Origin of the sequence: Nibrella viscosa, from assembly GCF_039541875.1 — a bacterium.
GTDB lineage: Bacteria > Bacteroidota > Bacteroidia > Cytophagales > Spirosomataceae > Nibrella > Nibrella viscosa.
The window spans coordinates 917,656-935,262 of the sequence record NZ_BAABHB010000002.1; the positions used below are offsets into that span (position 1 = coordinate 917,656).

General features: G+C 52.0%; 16 protein-coding genes. 15 read left to right on the forward strand and 1 reads right to left on the reverse strand.

Features of this window, described 5'->3' with window-relative positions; translation table 11 throughout:
* Positions 1-76 precede the first annotated feature (76 nt).
* The 14 genes from ABD931_RS08280 (at position 77) to ABD931_RS08345 (ending at position 12,705) form a co-directional block, all read left to right on the forward strand.
* Positions 77-304 (forward strand): UPF0175 family protein, encoded by a 228-nt coding sequence (locus tag ABD931_RS08280; protein WP_345265847.1) that lies wholly within the window; start codon positions 77-79, stop codon positions 302-304.
* A 2-nt stretch (positions 305-306) separates the two neighbouring features.
* Positions 307-756, forward strand: coding sequence for a PIN domain-containing protein (locus tag ABD931_RS08285; protein WP_345265849.1), 450 nt, complete (start codon positions 307-309; stop codon positions 754-756).
* A gap of 1 nt (position 757) precedes the next feature.
* Entirely contained in the window at positions 758-1,858 is a 1,101-nt protein-coding gene (locus tag ABD931_RS08290) for a Gfo/Idh/MocA family protein (protein WP_345265850.1), read from the forward strand.
* 149 nt (positions 1,859-2,007) lie between these two features.
* On the forward strand, positions 2,008-2,721 hold the full coding sequence (locus ABD931_RS08295; protein ID WP_345265852.1) for a phosphoadenylyl-sulfate reductase: 714 nt from the start codon (positions 2,008-2,010) through the stop codon (positions 2,719-2,721).
* Between the two features lie 79 nt (positions 2,722-2,800).
* Positions 2,801-3,703 carry a sulfate adenylyltransferase subunit CysD gene (gene cysD, locus ABD931_RS08300; protein WP_345265854.1) on the forward strand — a complete coding sequence of 301 codons (903 nt, stop codon included), beginning with the start codon at positions 2,801-2,803 and terminating at the stop codon, positions 3,701-3,703.
* An 8-nt stretch (positions 3,704-3,711) separates the two neighbouring features.
* Positions 3,712-4,005 (forward strand): nucleotidyltransferase family protein, encoded by a 294-nt coding sequence (locus ABD931_RS08305; protein WP_345265856.1) that lies wholly within the window; start codon positions 3,712-3,714, stop codon positions 4,003-4,005.
* Positions 3,989-4,435, forward strand: a complete 447-nt coding sequence (locus ABD931_RS08310) for a HepT-like ribonuclease domain-containing protein (RefSeq protein ID WP_345265858.1) — start codon at positions 3,989-3,991, stop codon at positions 4,433-4,435. The genes ABD931_RS08305 and ABD931_RS08310 overlap by 17 nt, the downstream gene beginning before the upstream one ends.
* 13 nt (positions 4,436-4,448) lie before the next feature.
* Positions 4,449-5,702 carry a sulfate adenylyltransferase subunit 1 gene (locus ABD931_RS08315; RefSeq protein ID WP_345265860.1) on the forward strand — a complete coding sequence of 418 codons (1,254 nt, stop codon included), beginning with the start codon at positions 4,449-4,451 and terminating at the stop codon, positions 5,700-5,702.
* A 539-nt stretch (positions 5,703-6,241) separates the two neighbouring features.
* The gene (locus tag ABD931_RS08320) at positions 6,242-6,817 is read left to right on the forward strand and encodes a Crp/Fnr family transcriptional regulator (RefSeq protein ID WP_345265862.1); all 576 of its coding nucleotides are present in this window, start codon (positions 6,242-6,244) and stop codon (positions 6,815-6,817) included.
* Between the two features lie 68 nt (positions 6,818-6,885).
* Entirely contained in the window at positions 6,886-7,338 is a 453-nt protein-coding gene (locus ABD931_RS08325) for a carboxymuconolactone decarboxylase family protein (RefSeq protein WP_345265864.1), read from the forward strand.
* A 463-nt stretch (positions 7,339-7,801) separates the two neighbouring features.
* Positions 7,802-8,749, forward strand: a complete 948-nt coding sequence (locus ABD931_RS08330) for a heme-dependent oxidative N-demethylase family protein (RefSeq protein ID WP_345265866.1) — start codon at positions 7,802-7,804, stop codon at positions 8,747-8,749.
* A gap of 195 nt (positions 8,750-8,944) precedes the next feature.
* Positions 8,945-10,351, forward strand: coding sequence for a 3-isopropylmalate dehydratase large subunit (gene leuC, locus ABD931_RS08335; protein WP_345265868.1), 1,407 nt, complete (start codon positions 8,945-8,947; stop codon positions 10,349-10,351).
* 81 nt (positions 10,352-10,432) lie between these two features.
* Entirely contained in the window at positions 10,433-11,029 is a 597-nt protein-coding gene (gene leuD, locus ABD931_RS08340) for a 3-isopropylmalate dehydratase small subunit (RefSeq protein WP_345265870.1), read from the forward strand.
* A gap of 104 nt (positions 11,030-11,133) precedes the next feature.
* Positions 11,134-12,705: a hydroxymethylglutaryl-CoA lyase-like TIM-barrel protein gene (locus ABD931_RS08345; protein WP_345265872.1), complete on the forward strand. Its 1,572-nt coding sequence runs from the start codon at positions 11,134-11,136 to the stop codon at positions 12,703-12,705.
* A gap of 4 nt (positions 12,706-12,709) precedes the next feature.
* On the opposite strand, the gene ABD931_RS08350 is transcribed toward ABD931_RS08345, so the two are convergent.
* On the reverse strand, positions 12,710-13,810 hold the full coding sequence (locus ABD931_RS08350; protein WP_345265874.1) for a glycoside hydrolase family 18 protein: 1,101 nt from the start codon (positions 13,808-13,810) through the stop codon (positions 12,710-12,712).
* Positions 13,811-14,057: 247 nt separating this feature from the next.
* On the opposite strand from ABD931_RS08350, the gene ABD931_RS08355 reads away from it, so the two are divergent.
* Positions 14,058-17,606, forward strand: a complete 3,549-nt coding sequence (locus ABD931_RS08355; RefSeq protein WP_345265876.1) for an SNF2-related protein — start codon at positions 14,058-14,060, stop codon at positions 17,604-17,606.
* Position 17,607 lies beyond the last annotated feature (1 nt).

The following is a 17,607-nucleotide window of genomic DNA, read 5'->3' on the forward strand; positions in this document are numbered from 1 at the left end:
CCAAATCGGCGGAGGTGCTGCAAACAACTGAACGTTAGTACGCTCGGTTCGTGTTTAGCCCATAAACGGAAAGGCTATGAAAACGCTGACGATTAATTTGCCGGATAATTTAGACGTTGAAGAGTTTGAAGCTAAAATGCTGCTGGCGGGACAATTGTACGAGAAAGGTAAGGTATCATTAGGCCAGGCTGCTGACATTGTCGGTGTCAGTAAGCGGACGTTTATGGAAACAATGGGGCAGTTTGGGTTTAGCTTATTCAACTACTCAGTAGAAGACTTGCAACGCGAGCTTGACAATATCTGAATATGCTAGTCATTTCGGATACATCATCGCTAATTTTATTAGACAAAATAAAAGAAATTGACCTGCTCAGCCGGTGTTTTGATCGGGTACTTACCACTCCGGTTGTTGTCCGGGAATATGGTTTTCCATTACCGGACTGGATTACTGTACAGGCACCAACCGATTTATTGAAACAGGAGCAAATAAACGCATTAATGGATGCGGGTGAAGCGAGTGTATTAACTTTAGCCGCAGAGCTTGGTAACGGTTACGTACTCATTGATGACAACAGAGCCAGGCGCTATGCTGAAGCAGTAGGTCAGAAATATTTAGGCACATTTGGGTTAATCCTTCGGGCAAAACGGTCAGGAGTGATCCACTCTGTTCGTCCGCTACTGGAGAAAGTAAGAGAAACAGATTTTAGGGCGAGCGAAGATCTCTATCAATTGGTCATAAACGAAGCTGGTGAATAACATGAATGTCATCCCTTGGATTGCTTTACTATTTGTTCAGTTTGCAAGCATCATCGCAAACGCTCAATCACCCAGGAAACCTGTCCGCGTGGGCGTAGTTGGGCTGGTGCATTCGCACGTGCATGGGATTTTGGGCCGGGCCAAAATGGGTGATATTGAAATCGTAGGCATTGCCGAGCCGAACCGCGACCTGGCCGAGCGTTTTCTGAAGCGGCATAACCTGCCCATGAGCCTGGTGTACCCGACCGTCGAAGAGATGCTGGACAAAACCAAACCGGAAGCGGTCACCGACTTTGGCAGGATCATCGACCACCTGAAAACGGTGCAGGTCTGCGCCCCCCGTGGCATTCACGTCATGGTTGAAAAACCCCTGGCCGTTAGCCTTAATCACGCTAAGCAGATGGAGGCTTTGGCCAAAAAACACAACATCCACCTGCTCACCAACTACGAAACCACCTGGTACGGCAGCAACCACAAGGCATACGCCATGATTCACGGTGACAAAGCCATCGGGGATATACGCAAAATGGTGGTACACGATGGGCATCAGGGGCCTAAAGAAATTAACGTAAACCCGGAGTTTCTGGAGTGGCTGACCGACCCGGTTGCTAATGGTGCCGGTGCGTTATTCGACTTCGGCTGCTACGGGGCTAACCTGGCCACCTGGCTGATGAAAGGCGAACGCCCGCTGACGGTAACGGCCGTAACGCAGCAGATCAAACCGGACATTTATCCGAAAGTCGACGATGAGTCAGTTATCATCCTGACCTATCCGAAAGCACAGGCGATTATCCAGGGCTCCTGGAACTGGCCGTTTGCCCGGAAGGATATGGAAGTGTACGGGCAGACCGGCTACGTCTTTACCGTAGATGGCACCCGGATGCGGGTCCGGCTGAAAGATGACAAAGCCGAACAGCCTATGGAAGCGGCTAAAACGGATATACCGGCCGCCGACCCGTTTGCGTATCTGGCCAGCGTAGTGCGCAACGAAACTAAAAAAGAAGACGAACTGTCTTCCCTGAAAGTGAATATGATTGTGATGGAGATTCTGGATGCGGCCCGGCAATCGGCCAAAGAAAAGAAACCTATCGCGCTCAAGTAAAACGGTTTTATAAACCGTTTAGGCGCTGGCTGAAACGGATTGGAGTTGCACCGGCGACCCGGACCGTTGTATAGACCGCCAATAATGGTAGAAAATAAGGTAAAAAACGGATTACAATCGCACCGGCGACCCGGACCGTTGTACACAATATGATAGCAGAACCCGCATACACGCTCGAATCCTTGTCGGAAATGCTGGCCGGTAAAAATGAAGTGGAGAGCCTGCGCACGCTGGCTGAGCTGTTCCCCGGCCAGGTGGTTTTCTCGACCAGCCTGGGTTACGAAGACCAGGTTATTACCGACCTGATCGCGAAGAACAACATACCCATTCGCATTTTTACGCTGGATACCGGCCGGCTGTTCAACGAGACCTATTCCGTCTGGCAAAAGACCAATAACCACTACGGCATCAAGATTGAGACGTACTTCCCGAAGCAGGAAGCAGTGGAGAGCATGGTGACAGAAAAAGGTCCGTTCAGCTTTTATGAGTCGGTCGAAAACCGGAAAGAGTGCTGCGGAATCCGCAAGGTAGAGCCGCTGAACCGGGCGCTGGCCGGCAATAAGATCTGGATTACGGGTATCCGGGCGGAGCAGTCCAACAACCGGCAGTCGATGCCCCGGCTGGAGTGGGATGCCGGCCATAACCTCTTCAAATTCCACCCGCTGATGGACTGGACCCTTGAGCAGGTGACCACGTACGTAAAGGTAAACCACGTGCCCTACAACCCGCTCCACGACCGGGGCTTTGTGAGCATCGGCTGCGGCCCCTGCACCCGCGCCATCCGCGAAGGCGAAGACTTCCGCGCCGGCCGCTGGTGGTGGGAAGATAATTCGAAAAAGGAGTGTGGATTACATTCAAAATAATTGAGCGAATGAGTGAATGAGTGATTGAGCGAAGAGGCCTAGTCACTCAATCACTCAATCACTCATTCACCTAATTACCATGAAACTTGATTATCTAGATCAGCTCGAATCGGAAGCCATCCACATTATGCGGGAAGTGGCGGGTCAGTTTGAGCGCCCGGCCCTGTTGTTTTCGGGCGGGAAAGATTCCATTACCCTGGTCCACCTGGCGCTGAAAGCCTTCCGGCCGGGCAAATTTCCGTTCCCGCTGGTGCATATCGACACTGGGCACAATTTCCAGGAAGCGCTCGACTTCCGCGACTGGCTCGCCGAAAGTATCGGCGAAAAACTGATCGTTCGCTACGTAGCCGACACCATTCGGGAGAAGAAGCTAAAGGAACCGACGGGGCGTAACGCCAGCCGGAACGCCCTGCAGACCTTTACGCTGCTGGATACCATTGAAGAGTTTGAATTTGACGCCTGCATTGGTGGGGCCCGCCGGGATGAGGAGAAAGCCCGTGCCAAAGAGCGGGTGTTCTCCGTGCGCGACGAGTTTGGCTCCTGGGATCCCAAACGCCAGCGGCCGGAACTCTGGAACATTTATAACGGCAAAATCCATAAAGGCGAGAACGTGCGGGTATTCCCCATTTCGAACTGGACGGAACTTGATGTCTGGAATTACATCCGCCGGGAGAATATAGCCTTACCCGGCATCTATTTTGCCCACCAGCGCGAGCTGATCCTGCGCGATGGCCGCTTCCTGGCTACGGCCGGTAATGTGATTCAGCCCGAAGATGGTGACCAGATTGTAACCCGAAAAGTCCGGTTCCGGACCGTTGGTGATATTTCCTGCACGGCCGCCGTTGAGTCGGAAGCGGACACGCTGGAAGCGGTTATCACCGAAATTCAGGCCACCCGCATCAGTGAGCGTGGCGAAACCCGCATCGACGATCAGATGTCGGAAGCGGCCATGGAAGACCGGAAAAAGGGCGGATATTTTTAATTGAGTGGATGGTAAAGGTACACGACTTTCAAACGTTTCAGCGATACCTGCGCGAGAAGCAGGTTTTTGACCAGTTCGGATTAAACCGGGTTGGCGTTTTTGGGTCGTTTGCCCGTGGAGAAGTGTACCAGGATATTGATCTGTTGATTGACGAGGATGTTCCCTACCAACAGTTGATTGAGTTACGGGAGAAATTGCAGCGAGACCTACAGGTTCGGATTGATATAATGCTTAAGCCGTTTGCTGAGCCAATTATATTATACAGGGCCATGAAAGATGTAAAGTATGCAACAAAGCAGTAAAAACGACCTGGTTTATTGCCTGCGCATCCTGGAATCGATTGGTAAAATAACGCTGTACACACGGGTTTTCGATAATCCGCTTGACTTCTTCTTCGCCAACGACCAGAAAGATTTCAATGCTTCGTTGCTGCTACTCATTAATATCGGAGAACAATCGGCGCGTATCAGTGCCGCTACGAGGGAAAAGTATCCACAGGTACTCTGGCAAAAGATAAAGCAGTTCAGAAATGTAGCTGCCCACGATTATACCGGAGTTGATAAGTTTATCACGTACGATGTCATAAAGGTTCAACTGCCACTGCTTCGGCAGCAAATACAGGATATAGTCAGACAGGAACTGCGAACAGAAACATTTGACAGAACCGAATACAACATATCCCGGCAGAGCGACTACTACAAGCACATAGATTACAACCAAATTGACGCTTAGTCAATCATTGACAATGGACCTACTCAGATTTATTACCTGCGGCTCGGTAGACGATGGCAAAAGCACATTGATCGGTCGCCTTTTGTTTGATTCAAAATCAATTCTGGCCGACCAGCTGGAAGCGATCGAACGGGCCAGCAAAAGCCGCAACGCCGGCGAAGTGGATCTGGCGCTGCTGACCGACGGCCTGCGTTCGGAACGGGAGCAGGGAATTACCATCGACGTAGCCTACCGGTATTTTCAGACGCCGAAACGCAAGTTTATCATTGTTGATGCGCCGGGGCATATCCAGTACACCCGCAACATGGTAACGGGAGCCTCCAATTGCCAGTTGGCCATCGTCCTCATCGACGCCCGCAACGGGGTGGTGGAGCAGACCCGCCGGCATTCGCTGATCGCGTCGATGCTGGGTATTCCGCACCTGGTGGTGGCTATCAACAAAATGGACCTGGTCGGCTACTCGCAGGATGTTTTCTCCAACATCTGCATTCAGTACAACGAACTGGCCCGGAAGCTGAACGTTGATAACGTAACGTACATTCCTATCAGTGCGCTGAATGGTGATAACGTGGTTGATAAGTCCACCCACATGCCGTGGTACGAAGGGCCGGCTTTGCTGGAGTTTCTCGAAACCGTTGAACTGGACCACGACGAGAACCTGACCGATGCCCGATTCCCCGTTCAGTATGTCATTCGCCCCCAGACGGCAGAATTGCACGACTACCGGGGGTATGCCGGTAAAATCACCAGCGGTATTTTCCGCAAGGGCGATGCCGTAACGGTGCTGCCGTCCGGTGAAACGTCGACCATAGATGCCATTGAGCTATACCAGACCCATCTGGAAGAAGCCTTTGCGCCCATGTCGGTGGTGCTGCACCTGGCCGATGATGTCGATATCAGCCGGGGTAACCTGATTGTCCGCTCCGACAGCCGGCCGGTAGTGTCGCAAAACATTGAGGCTCTGCTGTGCTGGATGGATACCAAAGAACTGAAGATCGGCAGCAAGTATACGCTACAACACGGCACGTTCCGCACCCGCTGTGTTGTTCGCGACATTGTGTACCAGCTCAACGTCAATACCTACGAAGAAACGGAAGGGGTAGAGAGCCTGAAATTGAACGACATTGCCCGCGTAGTGCTGAAAACGGCCCAGCCGGTCAGCTTTGACCCGTATCACCAGAACCGCGTCAACGGGGGAGCCATTCTGATCGACGAAACATCCAACGTAACGGTTGGCGCGTTGATGCTACAAAAGGAAGCTGAATAAGCGGAATCAGGTTATTAGCAAAAGGGATTGGCGACAACAAGTCGTCAATCCCTTTTGCATTAATAAGTCATTTCGAAAGAGTCCTACAGCTTTTTGTTTTTTTGCTGAAACCCCGTTTTTTTGTCTACGCAGGCATACAGGAGCTACCAGGACATAACAATATCCACACTACCTTACGCTATACGCAGGTGAGTGAAAAAAGCATCAGAAAAATAAAAAGTCCACTCGACAATCTGACCTAATAATCAAACTTCGCATTTGGTATTGTTAACGAGTATGTTGTGCTCATTGACGCAATGCGTATTTTGTATTGTCCACACACGAATAAGAATAGATTAGCGAAGTGCGTATTTTGTATTGTTAGTAGGTCAATATAGCATTACTAAACCAGATAAAGTGCAGATAATAAGCAGTTTATAAGAAATATGCAAAGTAATTTTGGTATTTAGAATTTTTTGCATACTATTGTAAATAAGCGATAAACATGCGTCTATTTACGAGTTACCTGCAATCTTACAACCAGCACTCCTAAAGCTCAAATGTTGGATACTTTTAAAAAAAATATTGACAAGTTTGCAGAAGTTTCTAACGATGAATTTGAGGAAATTCAAAAATTCTTTGAGATCAAAAATGTAGCTAAAAAAGGAAACTTACTAGAGGAAGGACAAATTCCGAGACACCATTATTTTGTATTGAGCGGACTGCTACGAAAGTTTTACATCAACGAAAAAGGCATTGAGCAAACCACTGAGTTTGCTATAGAAACCTGGTGGATGACCGATAACATCGCTTACGAACGCAAGATTGCTTCCGAATTTTATATCCAAGCGGTAGAAAAATCTAAGATACTTTGTATCACACAAGAGGGTCAGGAAAAACTTGTAAAAGCATTTCCGGTAATGGAACGCTACTTCCGTTTCGTTTACCAGCGGGCCTATGCCGCAGCCCAAATGCGTATTAAATATCTTTACTCCCTATCCAAAGAAGATTTCTATTACCAATCGATCGAAAGGTATCCCGAATTTGCACAACGGATTCCGCAGTACTTACTCGCGTCCTACTTGGGATTCACACCCGAATATTTAAGCGAAATCCGTAAGAAGCGTATTTCTTAAACCAGTTTAAGATTTTTCGTTTTCTCATTTGCCAGCTTTGCATTGAACAATTTTAAAAGAATTAAGCAATGCAAAAACGATTCAACATGAAAGCAGCTGCTCCGGGTGCACTGAAAGCAATGATTGGTTTAGAAACTTATCTTTCGCAGTGTTCTGTCTCCAAAACAACCAAGGAACTTATTAAAATTCGTGCTTCACAAATCAACGGGTGTGCCTATTGTATCAACATTCATTCAGGGGATGCCATTAAAAATGGCGAAACGCCCCAACGTATTTTCTTGCTAAATGCCTGGAGAGAAGCCGAAGGTATTTTTACCGAAGAGGAAAAAGTAGTGTTGGCGATCACGGAAGAGATCACATTAATCCATCGAAGTGGTTTATCAGACGATACGTACACAACAGCGTTACAATTTTTCAGCGAAACCCAGATTGCAGATATGATAACTGCCATTATTACCATCAATCTGTGGAATAGGGTTGTACTAAGCACCCACCTACAGATAGGACAAAGTCTTGTATAAAATCGCAATTATCGAAAATCACAGATCAACTGACCTGTGATTTTTTCTTTGAGGGAATGGGTATTCAGGTTATCTAGGTTTGTTTGAACATAATACAACAATATATCGTAAGGAACTAACTAAGGGGATTATATAAATAGGCAAAAAAGGAGTGATGTGAGGCTCGAAAACAAATGACTGCAGGTAACATGGTATTTCTTCAATAGCGGCTGAAGAAAAAATGCTCAACAATTGAACAATATTGAACTTTACTAATAAATTTAAGCTGACGGAACACAGACTTCCGCTACTGCAGAAATACTTGCTACGTTGTCGGCTCTCCGTACTGGTCAATGGCACTAAACCATGTCAAGAAAGCATATCACTGGATCTGTCCTTTAATCCTGCTACCTATAACATAATTACCCACAGAATCACACGGCTTCCTGCTTTTTTGCTAAGTCTGTTGGGTTAAATTTGCGTCATGCTCCGGTATTTCCCCTTTCAGCAGCAGTTCAACGATAAAATGGGCACCATGCCGCTGCTTCCGGCCGACCCGCTGGTGGAAGCAGACGAACACTATGTTTCCGAACTTGCCCTGAAACGCCGGTTGTTAACCGAATTACCCGACTACTATTTTCAGGCACTGCCCGGCTACCATACCGCCCAATGGGAGGTGCTGGCGCTGGTACTGGAAAGTCTGGTGCAGAATTACCCTGAACACTTTTGCCTGACCCAAACGGTTGACCACTGGCATTGGCAGAATCACCTGCTTAACGAAGAGGCCGTTTTTACCTTTGGTGATGCCGCTACCTTGCCGCTCGAACCACTCGACTGGGTGGGGCGGCAGGTGCAGGAAGATCTGCTGCTGCTGGCCGGCGATGCCCCCAACCTGGTTGCAGGACAACTATGCTTTGGCAACGGCTGGAGCCTGAATGAAAAGCTTGGCCTATCGTTCTGGCAACTTCACGGGCCGGTAACGTCGGTGGTACAGCCTATGATGCAGGCAGCTCAGAAACTGATGGAACGCCTGCCCGCTGGTCGGCCGGTCTGTCGATTAAACTGGAGTATTAAAATCACGGACCAACCAGACCTGACCAGCCGCCACACGGCCGCCCTCAATCAGCAGTTGGCCCACCTGCTACCCGAACTCAACCCAGACAATATCGGACAGCACCTGTTCGTCCGGATTGAGCGGCAGACACTGACCCGCTTGCCGCATTCCGGTGCCGTTTTGTTTGGTATTCACACGTACCAGAACCGGTTGGCCCATGAAATTATCGACCCGGAACGGGCACTGCGTATACGGCAGGTGTTGAGTACCACGCCACCGGCCATGCTGGATTATAAAGGCATCATCCCGTTTTTAGAACCCCTGCTGGCTTACCTGCAACTTTCGGAACGCAAACTTTCCGAAAAGTCAATTCATTAAGTTACCTTTGCAGTCTACTCTTTTTCTAGGGTAGTCTTGGGGCGCTGTCCTTCTTCACTTCATCCGCTAAATCAGCTAAACTTTACGAATAAATACCGTAACCCGGAAAGAATTGGGGGTATATTCGTATGTTTTCCGGCTTTTTAGTACAAAATTTGTAAAATTTTCCAGTTCTTGTTGATAACCAAAGTTTATATGTCTCAGTCCTCCACTTTATTTGACAAAGTTTGGGATGCCCACGTGGTTCGCAAAATTGATGACGGTCCGGATGTAGTATTCATCGACCGTCATTTTATTCATGAAGTAACCAGCCCGGTCGCTTTTCTGGGACTGGAAACCCGAGGTTTGCAGGTAATGTTCCCGGAGCGCACCTTTGCTACCGCCGACCATAACACGCCGACCATCAACCAGCATTTACCGGTTGAGGACCCGCTTTCTGCTAACCAACTGGCTGCGCTGGAACGAAATACCACTAAATATGGCATCTCGCACTGGGGATTAGGACACCAGAAAAATGGTATTGTACACGTAGTAGGCCCGGAGAATGGCATTACCCTGCCGGGAATGTCTATCGTTTGCGGTGACTCGCATACGTCTACACATGGAGCGTTCGGGGCCATTGCGTTCGGTATCGGTACATCGGAGGTGGAGATGGTGCTGTCGTCGCAGTGCATCATGCAGAGCAAGCCGAAAAAGATGCGGATTACCATCAATGGTAAACTGCAACGTGGCGTACTGCCGAAAGACGTGGTGCTGTACATCATCGCTAAAATCTCAGCCAGTGGCGCTACAGGCTATTTTGTGGAGTATGCCGGTGAGGTGTTCGAGAACATGAGCATGGAAGGCCGCATGACCGTTTGCAATATGAGCATCGAAATGGGGGCCCGTGGGGGGATGATTGCGCCCGACGATAAAACCTTCGCTTACCTGAATGGCCGCGAGATGGCTCCCAAAGGCGAAGCCTGGGACAAGGCCGTGGCCTACTGGAAGACCCTCAAGACCGACGAAGGCGCTACCTTCGACCTCGAATATACCTACGACGCAGCCGACATTGAACCCCAGATTACCTACGGAACCAACCCCGGACTGGGTACCGGCATCAGTCGCCATATCCCCACCGCCGACCAGGTGCTGGACGGAGCCGCTTCGTACGCCAAGGCGCTCAACTACATGGGCTTCTCTGAAAACGACTCCATTCTGGGCAAACCCATCGATTACGTATTCCTGGGTAGCTGTACGAATGGCCGGATTGAAGACTTCCGGGCCTTTGCCTCCATCGTAAAAGGCCGTAAAAAAGCCGATAACGTGACGGCGTGGCTGGTACCGGGGTCGCATGTGGTGGAGAGTCAGATTAAAGAAGAAGGCATTCTGGACATTCTGAACGAAGCCGGTTTTGAACTGCGTCAGCCGGGTTGTTCCGCCTGTCTGGCCATGAACGACGACAAGATTCCAGCCGGTAAATACGCCGTCAGTACGTCAAACCGTAACTTCGAAGGACGTCAGGGACCCGGTGCCCGCACGTTGCTGGCCAGTCCGCTGGTAGCCGCAGCCGCAGCCGTAACCGGCGTTGTTACGGATCCCCGTGAACTGATAAATGACTAATTAAGAAGAATGAATTGAACTCCGCCGATTGTTTAATTGCCCGGTCCGTAGTAATTCTTAACTCATAATTCTAACTCACCAATGGCTTACGATAAATTCACCGTACTTAAAAGCACAGCCGTGCCGATGCCTATTGAAAACGTCGATACGGATCAGATTATACCGGCACGGTTCCTGAAAGCGACCGAGCGCACTGGCTTCGGCGATAACCTGTTCCGCGACTGGCGCTATAGCGCCGATGGAACGCCAAAGCAGGATTTTATTCTCAACAACCCCATCTACAGCGGTAAGATCCTGGTGGGTGGCAAAAACTTCGGCAGTGGGTCGAGCCGCGAACACGCTGCCTGGGCCATTTATGACTACGGTTTCCGCTGTGTGGTATCAAGCTTTTTTGCCGATATTTTCAAGAACAACGCCATCAACGTCGGTATCCTGCCGGTAACGGTCAGCCCCGAGTTTCTGGACAAAATCTTCCGGGCCATTGAGGCAGACTCCAAAACAGAACTGGAAGTCAATCTGCCGGAGCAGACGATTACCATCCTGGCAACCGGCGAACAGGAGTCCTTCAGCCTGAACGGCTACAAAAAGCATAACCTGATGAATGGCTTTGATGATATTGATTTCCTCCAGGCCATTAAAAACGAAATCAGTGAGTTTGAAGCCGCAAGGCCGTATTAAAAAGAGCGACAGAGTGAAAGAGCGAAATCAAACCGCCGAAGTGGAGTGGCATCGCTGTTTCTCGCTCTTTCACTCTGTTGCTCATTCGCTCTTTCGCTCTTTCTATGATGAGACGCTACATTGAGATTATGGATACGACACTCCGGGATGGGGAGCAAACCTCCGGTGTGTCTTTCTCGGCTGCCGAGAAGCTGACCATCGCGCAGTTACTGCTTCGGGAGGTTCGGGTAGACCGGCTGGAGGTAGCTTCGGCCAGGGTGTCGGATGGCGAGTTTCAGGCGGTGAAGAAAATCACCGAATGGGCCGAAGAACACGGTTGTCTGGAAAAAATTGAGGTGCTGACCTTTGTAGATGGTCATACCTCGGTCGACTGGATGCTGGCGGCCGGTGCGCGGGTAATGAACCTCCTTACCAAAGGCTCCCTGAATCACCTCACCCACCAGCTTAAGAAAACACCTGAAGAGCACTTCGAGGACATTGAACAGGTCATCTCGTTGGCCCGCTCCAAAGGGATTCAATGTAACATCTATCTGGAAGACTGGAGCAACGGCATGCGCAACTCCCGCGACTACGTGTTCCAGTTTCTGGACTTTCTGGTCCTGCAGCCCATTGAGCGCGTTCTGCTCCCCGATACCCTCGGTGTGCTGACACCCCGCGAGACATACGAGTACATTAGCTCCATTGTCAAGCGCTACCCCAATACCCATTTTGATTTCCACGCCCATAACGATTACGACTTGGGCATCGCCAATGTACTGGAGGCCGTTCGGGCGGGGGCGCAGGGCCTGCACCTTACCGTAAACGGTATGGGCGAACGGGCCGGCAACGCGCCACTCGCATCGGCTATTGCGACGCTGAACGATTTTATGCCGGAAGTCAGAACGTCGGTGGTTGAAAAATCGCTTTACTCGGTCAGTAAACTGGTGGAGACGTTTTCCGGTTTCCGGATACCCGCCAATAAGCCGGTGGTGGGGGAGAATGTCTTTACGCAAACGGCGGGTATCCACGCCGACGGCGATAACAAAAACAACCTGTACTTTAATGACCTGATGCCGGAGCGCTTCGGGCGGAAGCGCCGGTATGCGCTGGGTAAAACCTCCGGCAAGGCTAATATTGAAAAAAACCTGCAGGACCTGGGCATCAAACTCTCCGCTGAGGACCTGAAGAAAGTAACCCAGCGCATTATTGAACTTGGCGACCGGAAAGAGATGGTGACGCGGGAAGACCTGCCGTATATCATCTCCGATGTGCTCGACAGCAGCTCCATTGACGAAAATGTGGTGGTGCTGAATTATGTGCTGACTCACTCAAAAGGGCTACGGCCGTCGGCCACGCTACAGGTGAAACTAGGCGATGAGGTGTTTGAGGAGAACGCGCAGGGCGATGGGCAGTACGATGCGTTCATGAACGCCCTGAAAAAGATCTACGCCCGCAAGCAGATCGTTCTGCCGATGCTGACAGACTATACCGTACGCATTCCGCCCGGTGGTAAAACCGACGCCCTTTGCGAAACTATCATCACCTGGGATATTAACCACAAAGAAGTGAAGACCCGCGGCCTCGACTCCGACCAGACCGTATCGGCTATTCAGGCAACGCAGAAGATGTTGAACCTGATGACTATTGGCTCTGAAGTTCGTAAACCAGTGCTTGCGCTTGCGGAGGTGGGTTTATGAGGGGTTATTTCTTTACAGATTGCTTCACCCGGTCAATTACCGCCAGCAGCCCGTTTGGCTTGTCGTGCAGCAACGCCCAGAACATAATGCCGTTCAAGCCCTTTTCCACCGCATAGCGCGTTTTCATCTCGACCGAGCGTGGGTTATCGTAGGAGACATACCGTTTGCGGGAAGCATGGTAGAAATACGGGGCTTTGGCCGTATCATCCCAGTACGCTTTGTAGCCCGTCTGCGGACCAAAATCCCGCTGCACATTCCGGTAGGCCGTACTGCCCTTAAACTTGCCTGGTTGGTAGCGACCATTATATCCAGCGGGTACATTCTCCCAGATACGCGTATAAAAAGCGGCTCCAATTACCAGTTTGTCGGCGGGGATGCCCAGCCGCAGCAGTGTCTGCACCGCATTGTCAGTCGATTCGGGTTGCCAGGGTGTTGAATAGAGTGCTGCATGATGACCGGTAGTAGGGGAGTTGCCGTGGACCAGGTCGTACGTCATCAGATTAACCCGGTTCACCAGCGGCATCACGGCCCGCCAGTCTACGGCTTCATCCAGGTATTTCTGGAAAGCGCCGGCGGCAAAACTCAACTCCCGATTTGGCCCTAGTTCCCGGCGCAGTTCCCGAATCAGTTCGGTAAAATTCGGCTTGTCTTCGGGGCCGTACGGATGGCCCGGAAACCCTTTGACCACCGGATATTCCCAATCCAGGTCAATACCGTCTGCTTTAAAGGCATCCAGAACCTCACGTACTGAGCGGGCAAACGCTTTGCGGTTGTCGGCCGAGGCAAAGACTTTTGAACAGGTAGCGCAGCCGCCCCAGCCACCCAGCGAGAGCATTACCTTTAGCTTTGGGTGTTTTTTCTTCAACGCGACCAGATTTCTGACCGTCTCGGCTGGTTTGCCTTTGCCAATGTAAAAGCGATTACCGCTCAGGTGGCCGAAGCTGTAAATAACGTGGGTCAGCTTACCCGCATCAATGGTGGATACTTTCTCGGGTGAGCCGGCGTAATAACCGATAACGGTAATAGGCCCGGCAGGGTAAGCCGGGTAGGGGAGAACCAGGCCGACAAGAACAGCAATTGTCACAAGAGCGCTGTGGTACGTCATAGCGTTGCGGTCGTTGCGTAAAATGAACGTCGATTCAAGTTGTACTACCCTAACTCCGTATCTGATCCAAATAGCCGAAAATCTTAGTGAATACGTCCTGAGACAGAGGTGCCGATTGGCATTTTGCCGGGAAAAAGGTCGGTTAGCGGTAAGCCTGCCCGTAAAATTTGGTATCTTTGGCTATTCCTGATTCCGGAGCGTGACAGATGCGTTTAGCCCTATCCGTTCCATGTCTGTCTGATGTAGTATGGCCGCAACAATGTACGGCAAAACATGGTGGGGGCAGCAATGGCTGAACGCGCTCACCAGCATCGATTTTTCCAACCGGCTCCCTCGTGGGAGAACCTACGCTAACAAGGGGGCCGTGAAGGATATTCAGATAAAGGGCGGTGCCATCGATGCGAAGGTACAAGGTTCGCAGCCCCGGCCGTACAAAGTATCTGTATCGGTATCGGCGTTTACGCCCCGCCAGATGGATGTCCTGCTCAGCGAGATCCAGTCGAACCCGGCCCTGCTGGCTCAGTTGCTGAACCGCGAACTGCCCGCCGAATTGTACGAGTTTGCCCGGCAGCAGGGCATGGATCTGTTCCCGCGCTCGTGGAAGGACTTTCCGATGCGCTGCTCCTGCCCTGATTTTGCCGTGCCTTGCAAGCACCTGGCAGCGGTCATTTACATGATTGCCGCCGAAATTGACCACAACCCGTTTCTGGTGCTGCAACTGCACGGGCTGGACCTGATCCAGGCGCTCAAAGAACGCAACGTGACCATTCAGAAAGGCTCGGCGGTGCAGGTACTTACCCCGGTCGCCCTATGCCTGCCCGAACCGCCTGCGGAAACGCCCCTGGACGAGTCGGCCTGGGCGCAGCTCGACTTCAGCCGCCTGGAACCCCTGAAAGACAAACTCCTGAAGCTACTGGCACCCAATCCTATCTTTTACGAGAAGGATTTCAGGGAAACGCTGAAAAAAGCGTATGGCCTCTTTGCCAAAGGAGCCGCCAAATACGAGCCGGGGAAACTATTGATCGACACTTTTACGTGGGATCATCGAATCACGCTGCATCTGGATCAGACGCTCCAGCCCGCCCACCTCAGCGCTACCGATGCCGACGGAAAGGCCCAGCCGGTCGACGCGCCGGACCACCTGGTTGAGCGCCTGCGGAATACGCTGCTGACGGCCGAACTACGCACCGTGGAGCAGGCATCCGACTCGGTGCGGGCCATCTACTGGATTCAGCAGTTTTGCCTTCAGCTTCTCGAAAACGGCGCGGTGATCCCGCAACTGCTCGATCTGGGCAGCCATGACCAGTTCCTCATTCGCTGGCTGCCGGCTACCAATAACCCGACGGTAAAAACGTTGTTTGAGCGATTGCTGGCTGTCACTCCGGCGAATCTGGTGCAGGTCAGCATCGACCGGAAAGCTGTCAGCTACCAGGCTCCGGCAGAGCAGTTGTATTCGCTCTGTTCCGTTTTTCTGGACGATTATATCCGCCTGTTCACGATACCGCTGGGCAAACCAGCCTCTCCCTGGGGAAGCCGTAAACATGTTCTGGAGTATGAATGGGTGGAGGATCTTTTCTTTCGCCGGCAACCGCTAAGCTTTGAGGGGCGGGGTATGCGCGAGTTGCCGGCGGCCATCCAGCTCTGGCTGAACAACTTCTACGTGTCGCACAAAACGCTGGTGCCGCTGATCCGGGTCGAAGAAGAGGATGCCGGAGAGCCTTTTACCGTAGATGTGCTGGCCGAAGACCGCAACCAGCCGCTACAGCCGCCCATTGCGTTGCGTAAGATCCTGAACGAGAAACAGTACGAGCCGGTCCGTTTTGACTTTTTGCAGGATTTAATGCTGCTGGCCACCCATTTTCCGCAACTCCAGACGGTCCTGAAGTCCAACGGCAGCCAGAAAGCCGTTTTCGACGCGGAAGCCTTCGTGAGCGTGCTGCTGGAGACCCTGCCCGTAATGCAGTTGTTCGGAATCCGCATTCTGCTGCCGAAGTCGCTGCGGGAGTGGGTGAAACCCCAGGCGTCGGCCCGACTAAAGGGCAAGAACAAAGACCAGATCGGCTCCTTCCTGAACCTCGACGAAATGCTATCGTTCGACTGGCAGGTGGCCGTGGGCGATGCGCTGATGGACCTCCAGGCGTTCAAAAAGCTGGTGAAAGGAGCCTCCGGGCTGGTCAGGATCAAAGACCGGTACGTCCTGCTTCAGCAGGAAGACCTCGATAAACTCTACAAGCGGCTCGAAAATCCGCCCAAACTCACCGGCAACGACATGCTGAAAGCTGCTCTGGCCGAAGAGTACCAGGGAGCCCGCATCGGCCTTTCGCCGGAGGTATTGGAGCTGCTCCGCAATCTGACCCAGCCGGCGGCCGTTCCGCTGCCGCAGGGGCTGACGGCTCAGCTTCGGCCGTACCAGCAGCGCGGCTACGAGTGGATGGTGAAGAACACCCGCCTGGGCTTCGGTAGCCTCATTGCCGACGATATGGGGCTGGGTAAAACGCTCCAGGTCATTTCGCTGCTGCTGAAGTTTAAAGAAGAAGGGCAATTGGCGAAAAAGCGCGGGCTGGTGGTGGTGCCTACCACGCTGCTGACCAACTGGCAGAAAGAAATTGCCCGGTTTGCGCCAACGCTTCAGGCCACCGTTTACCACGGTGCCAAACGCAAACTGGAGCTGGCTGACTGCGATATCCTGCTCACCACCTACGGGCTGGTCCGCAGCGATCAGGAAGTCCTGAAAAAGCAACCCTGGTATGTGCTGGTGATCGACGAAGCGCAGAACATCAAAAACCCCCATTCCGACCAGACCAAAGCGGTAAAGGCGCTGAAAGCTGATGTGCGCATTGCCATGAGCGGTACGCCCGTGGAGAACCGGCTCTCGGAGTTCTGGTCGGTGCTGGATTTTGCCAATAAAGGCTACCTGGGCAACCTGCCCAAGTTCACCGATGAGTTTGCCAAACCCATTCAACTGGAGCTGAACCACGATAAACTGGACACCTTCCGGAAGATAACGGCTCCGTTTATGCTGCGCCGGCTTAAGACCGACAAGAGCATCATCACCGACCTGCCCGACAAGGTCGAGAACAACCGGTACTGCACCCTGACCAAACAGCAGGCAGCCCTGTACGAAGGCGTAGTCGGCGAAAGCCTGAACGCCATCGCCGGCCAGGACGGTATCGAGCGCAAGGGGCTGGTGCTGAAGCTGATGACGGCCCTGAAGCAGATCGGCAACCACCCGTACCAGTACACCCGGCAGGGCGACACGACCCCCGACCTCTCCGGCAAAGCCCAGCAACTCCTCGACCTGCTGGGCAATATCTACGAAAGTCAGGAGAAGGTGCTGATCTTTACCCAGTACCGGGAAATGGGCGATTTGCTGGCTGGGTTCATCAAAGCGCATACCGGCCGGGAGCCGCTCTTTCTGCACGGCGGTACCAACCGCACCCACCGCGACGCCATGGTCGAGCGTTTTCAGCACGATCGCCAGACCAATACTTTTATTCTGTCGCTGAAGGCGGGCGGTACCGGGCTGAACCTGACGGCTGCCAACCACGTGGTGCATTATGATCTGTGGTGGAACCCGGCGGTCGAAAATCAGGCCACCGACCGGGCGTTCCGGATCGGGCAGACCCGCAACGTGATGGTTTACCGGCTCATTAATCAGGGGACGATGGAAGAAAAGATCGACGCCATGATCCGCAGCAAGCGCGAACTGGCCGACCTCAGCGTCTCTACCGGCGAAACCTGGCTCGGCGACCTCTCCACCGACGAACTGAAACAACTCGTGCTACTGGAGAAATGAT

What these genes read in the sequence shown, in the direction of transcription:
- ABD931_RS08280 (WP_345265847.1), top strand. Translation starts at nt 77, where the DNA reads ATGAAAACGCTGACGATTAATTTGCCGGATAATTTAGACGTTGAAGAG.
- ABD931_RS08285 (WP_345265849.1), top strand. Translation starts at nt 307, where the DNA reads ATGCTAGTCATTTCGGATACATCATCGCTAATTTTATTAGACAAAATA.
- ABD931_RS08290 (WP_345265850.1), top strand. Translation starts at nt 758, where the DNA reads ATGAATGTCATCCCTTGGATTGCTTTACTATTTGTTCAGTTTGCAAGC.
- ABD931_RS08295 (WP_345265852.1), top strand. Translation starts at nt 2,008, where the DNA reads ATGATAGCAGAACCCGCATACACGCTCGAATCCTTGTCGGAAATGCTG.
- cysD (WP_345265854.1), top strand. Translation starts at nt 2,801, where the DNA reads ATGAAACTTGATTATCTAGATCAGCTCGAATCGGAAGCCATCCACATT.
- ABD931_RS08305 (WP_345265856.1), top strand. Translation starts at nt 3,712, where the DNA reads ATGGTAAAGGTACACGACTTTCAAACGTTTCAGCGATACCTGCGCGAG.
- ABD931_RS08310 (WP_345265858.1), top strand. Translation starts at nt 3,989, where the DNA reads ATGCAACAAAGCAGTAAAAACGACCTGGTTTATTGCCTGCGCATCCTG.
- ABD931_RS08315 (WP_345265860.1), top strand. Translation starts at nt 4,449, where the DNA reads ATGGACCTACTCAGATTTATTACCTGCGGCTCGGTAGACGATGGCAAA.
- ABD931_RS08320 (WP_345265862.1), top strand. Translation starts at nt 6,242, where the DNA reads ATGTTGGATACTTTTAAAAAAAATATTGACAAGTTTGCAGAAGTTTCT.
- ABD931_RS08325 (WP_345265864.1), top strand. Translation starts at nt 6,886, where the DNA reads ATGCAAAAACGATTCAACATGAAAGCAGCTGCTCCGGGTGCACTGAAA.
- ABD931_RS08330 (WP_345265866.1), top strand. Translation starts at nt 7,802, where the DNA reads ATGCTCCGGTATTTCCCCTTTCAGCAGCAGTTCAACGATAAAATGGGC.
- leuC (WP_345265868.1), top strand. Translation starts at nt 8,945, where the DNA reads ATGTCTCAGTCCTCCACTTTATTTGACAAAGTTTGGGATGCCCACGTG.
- leuD (WP_345265870.1), top strand. Translation starts at nt 10,433, where the DNA reads ATGGCTTACGATAAATTCACCGTACTTAAAAGCACAGCCGTGCCGATG.
- ABD931_RS08345 (WP_345265872.1), top strand. Translation starts at nt 11,134, where the DNA reads ATGATGAGACGCTACATTGAGATTATGGATACGACACTCCGGGATGGG.
- ABD931_RS08350 (WP_345265874.1), bottom strand. Translation starts at nt 13,810, where the DNA reads ATGACGTACCACAGCGCTCTTGTGACAATTGCTGTTCTTGTCGGCCTG.
- ABD931_RS08355 (WP_345265876.1), top strand. Translation starts at nt 14,058, where the DNA reads ATGGCCGCAACAATGTACGGCAAAACATGGTGGGGGCAGCAATGGCTG.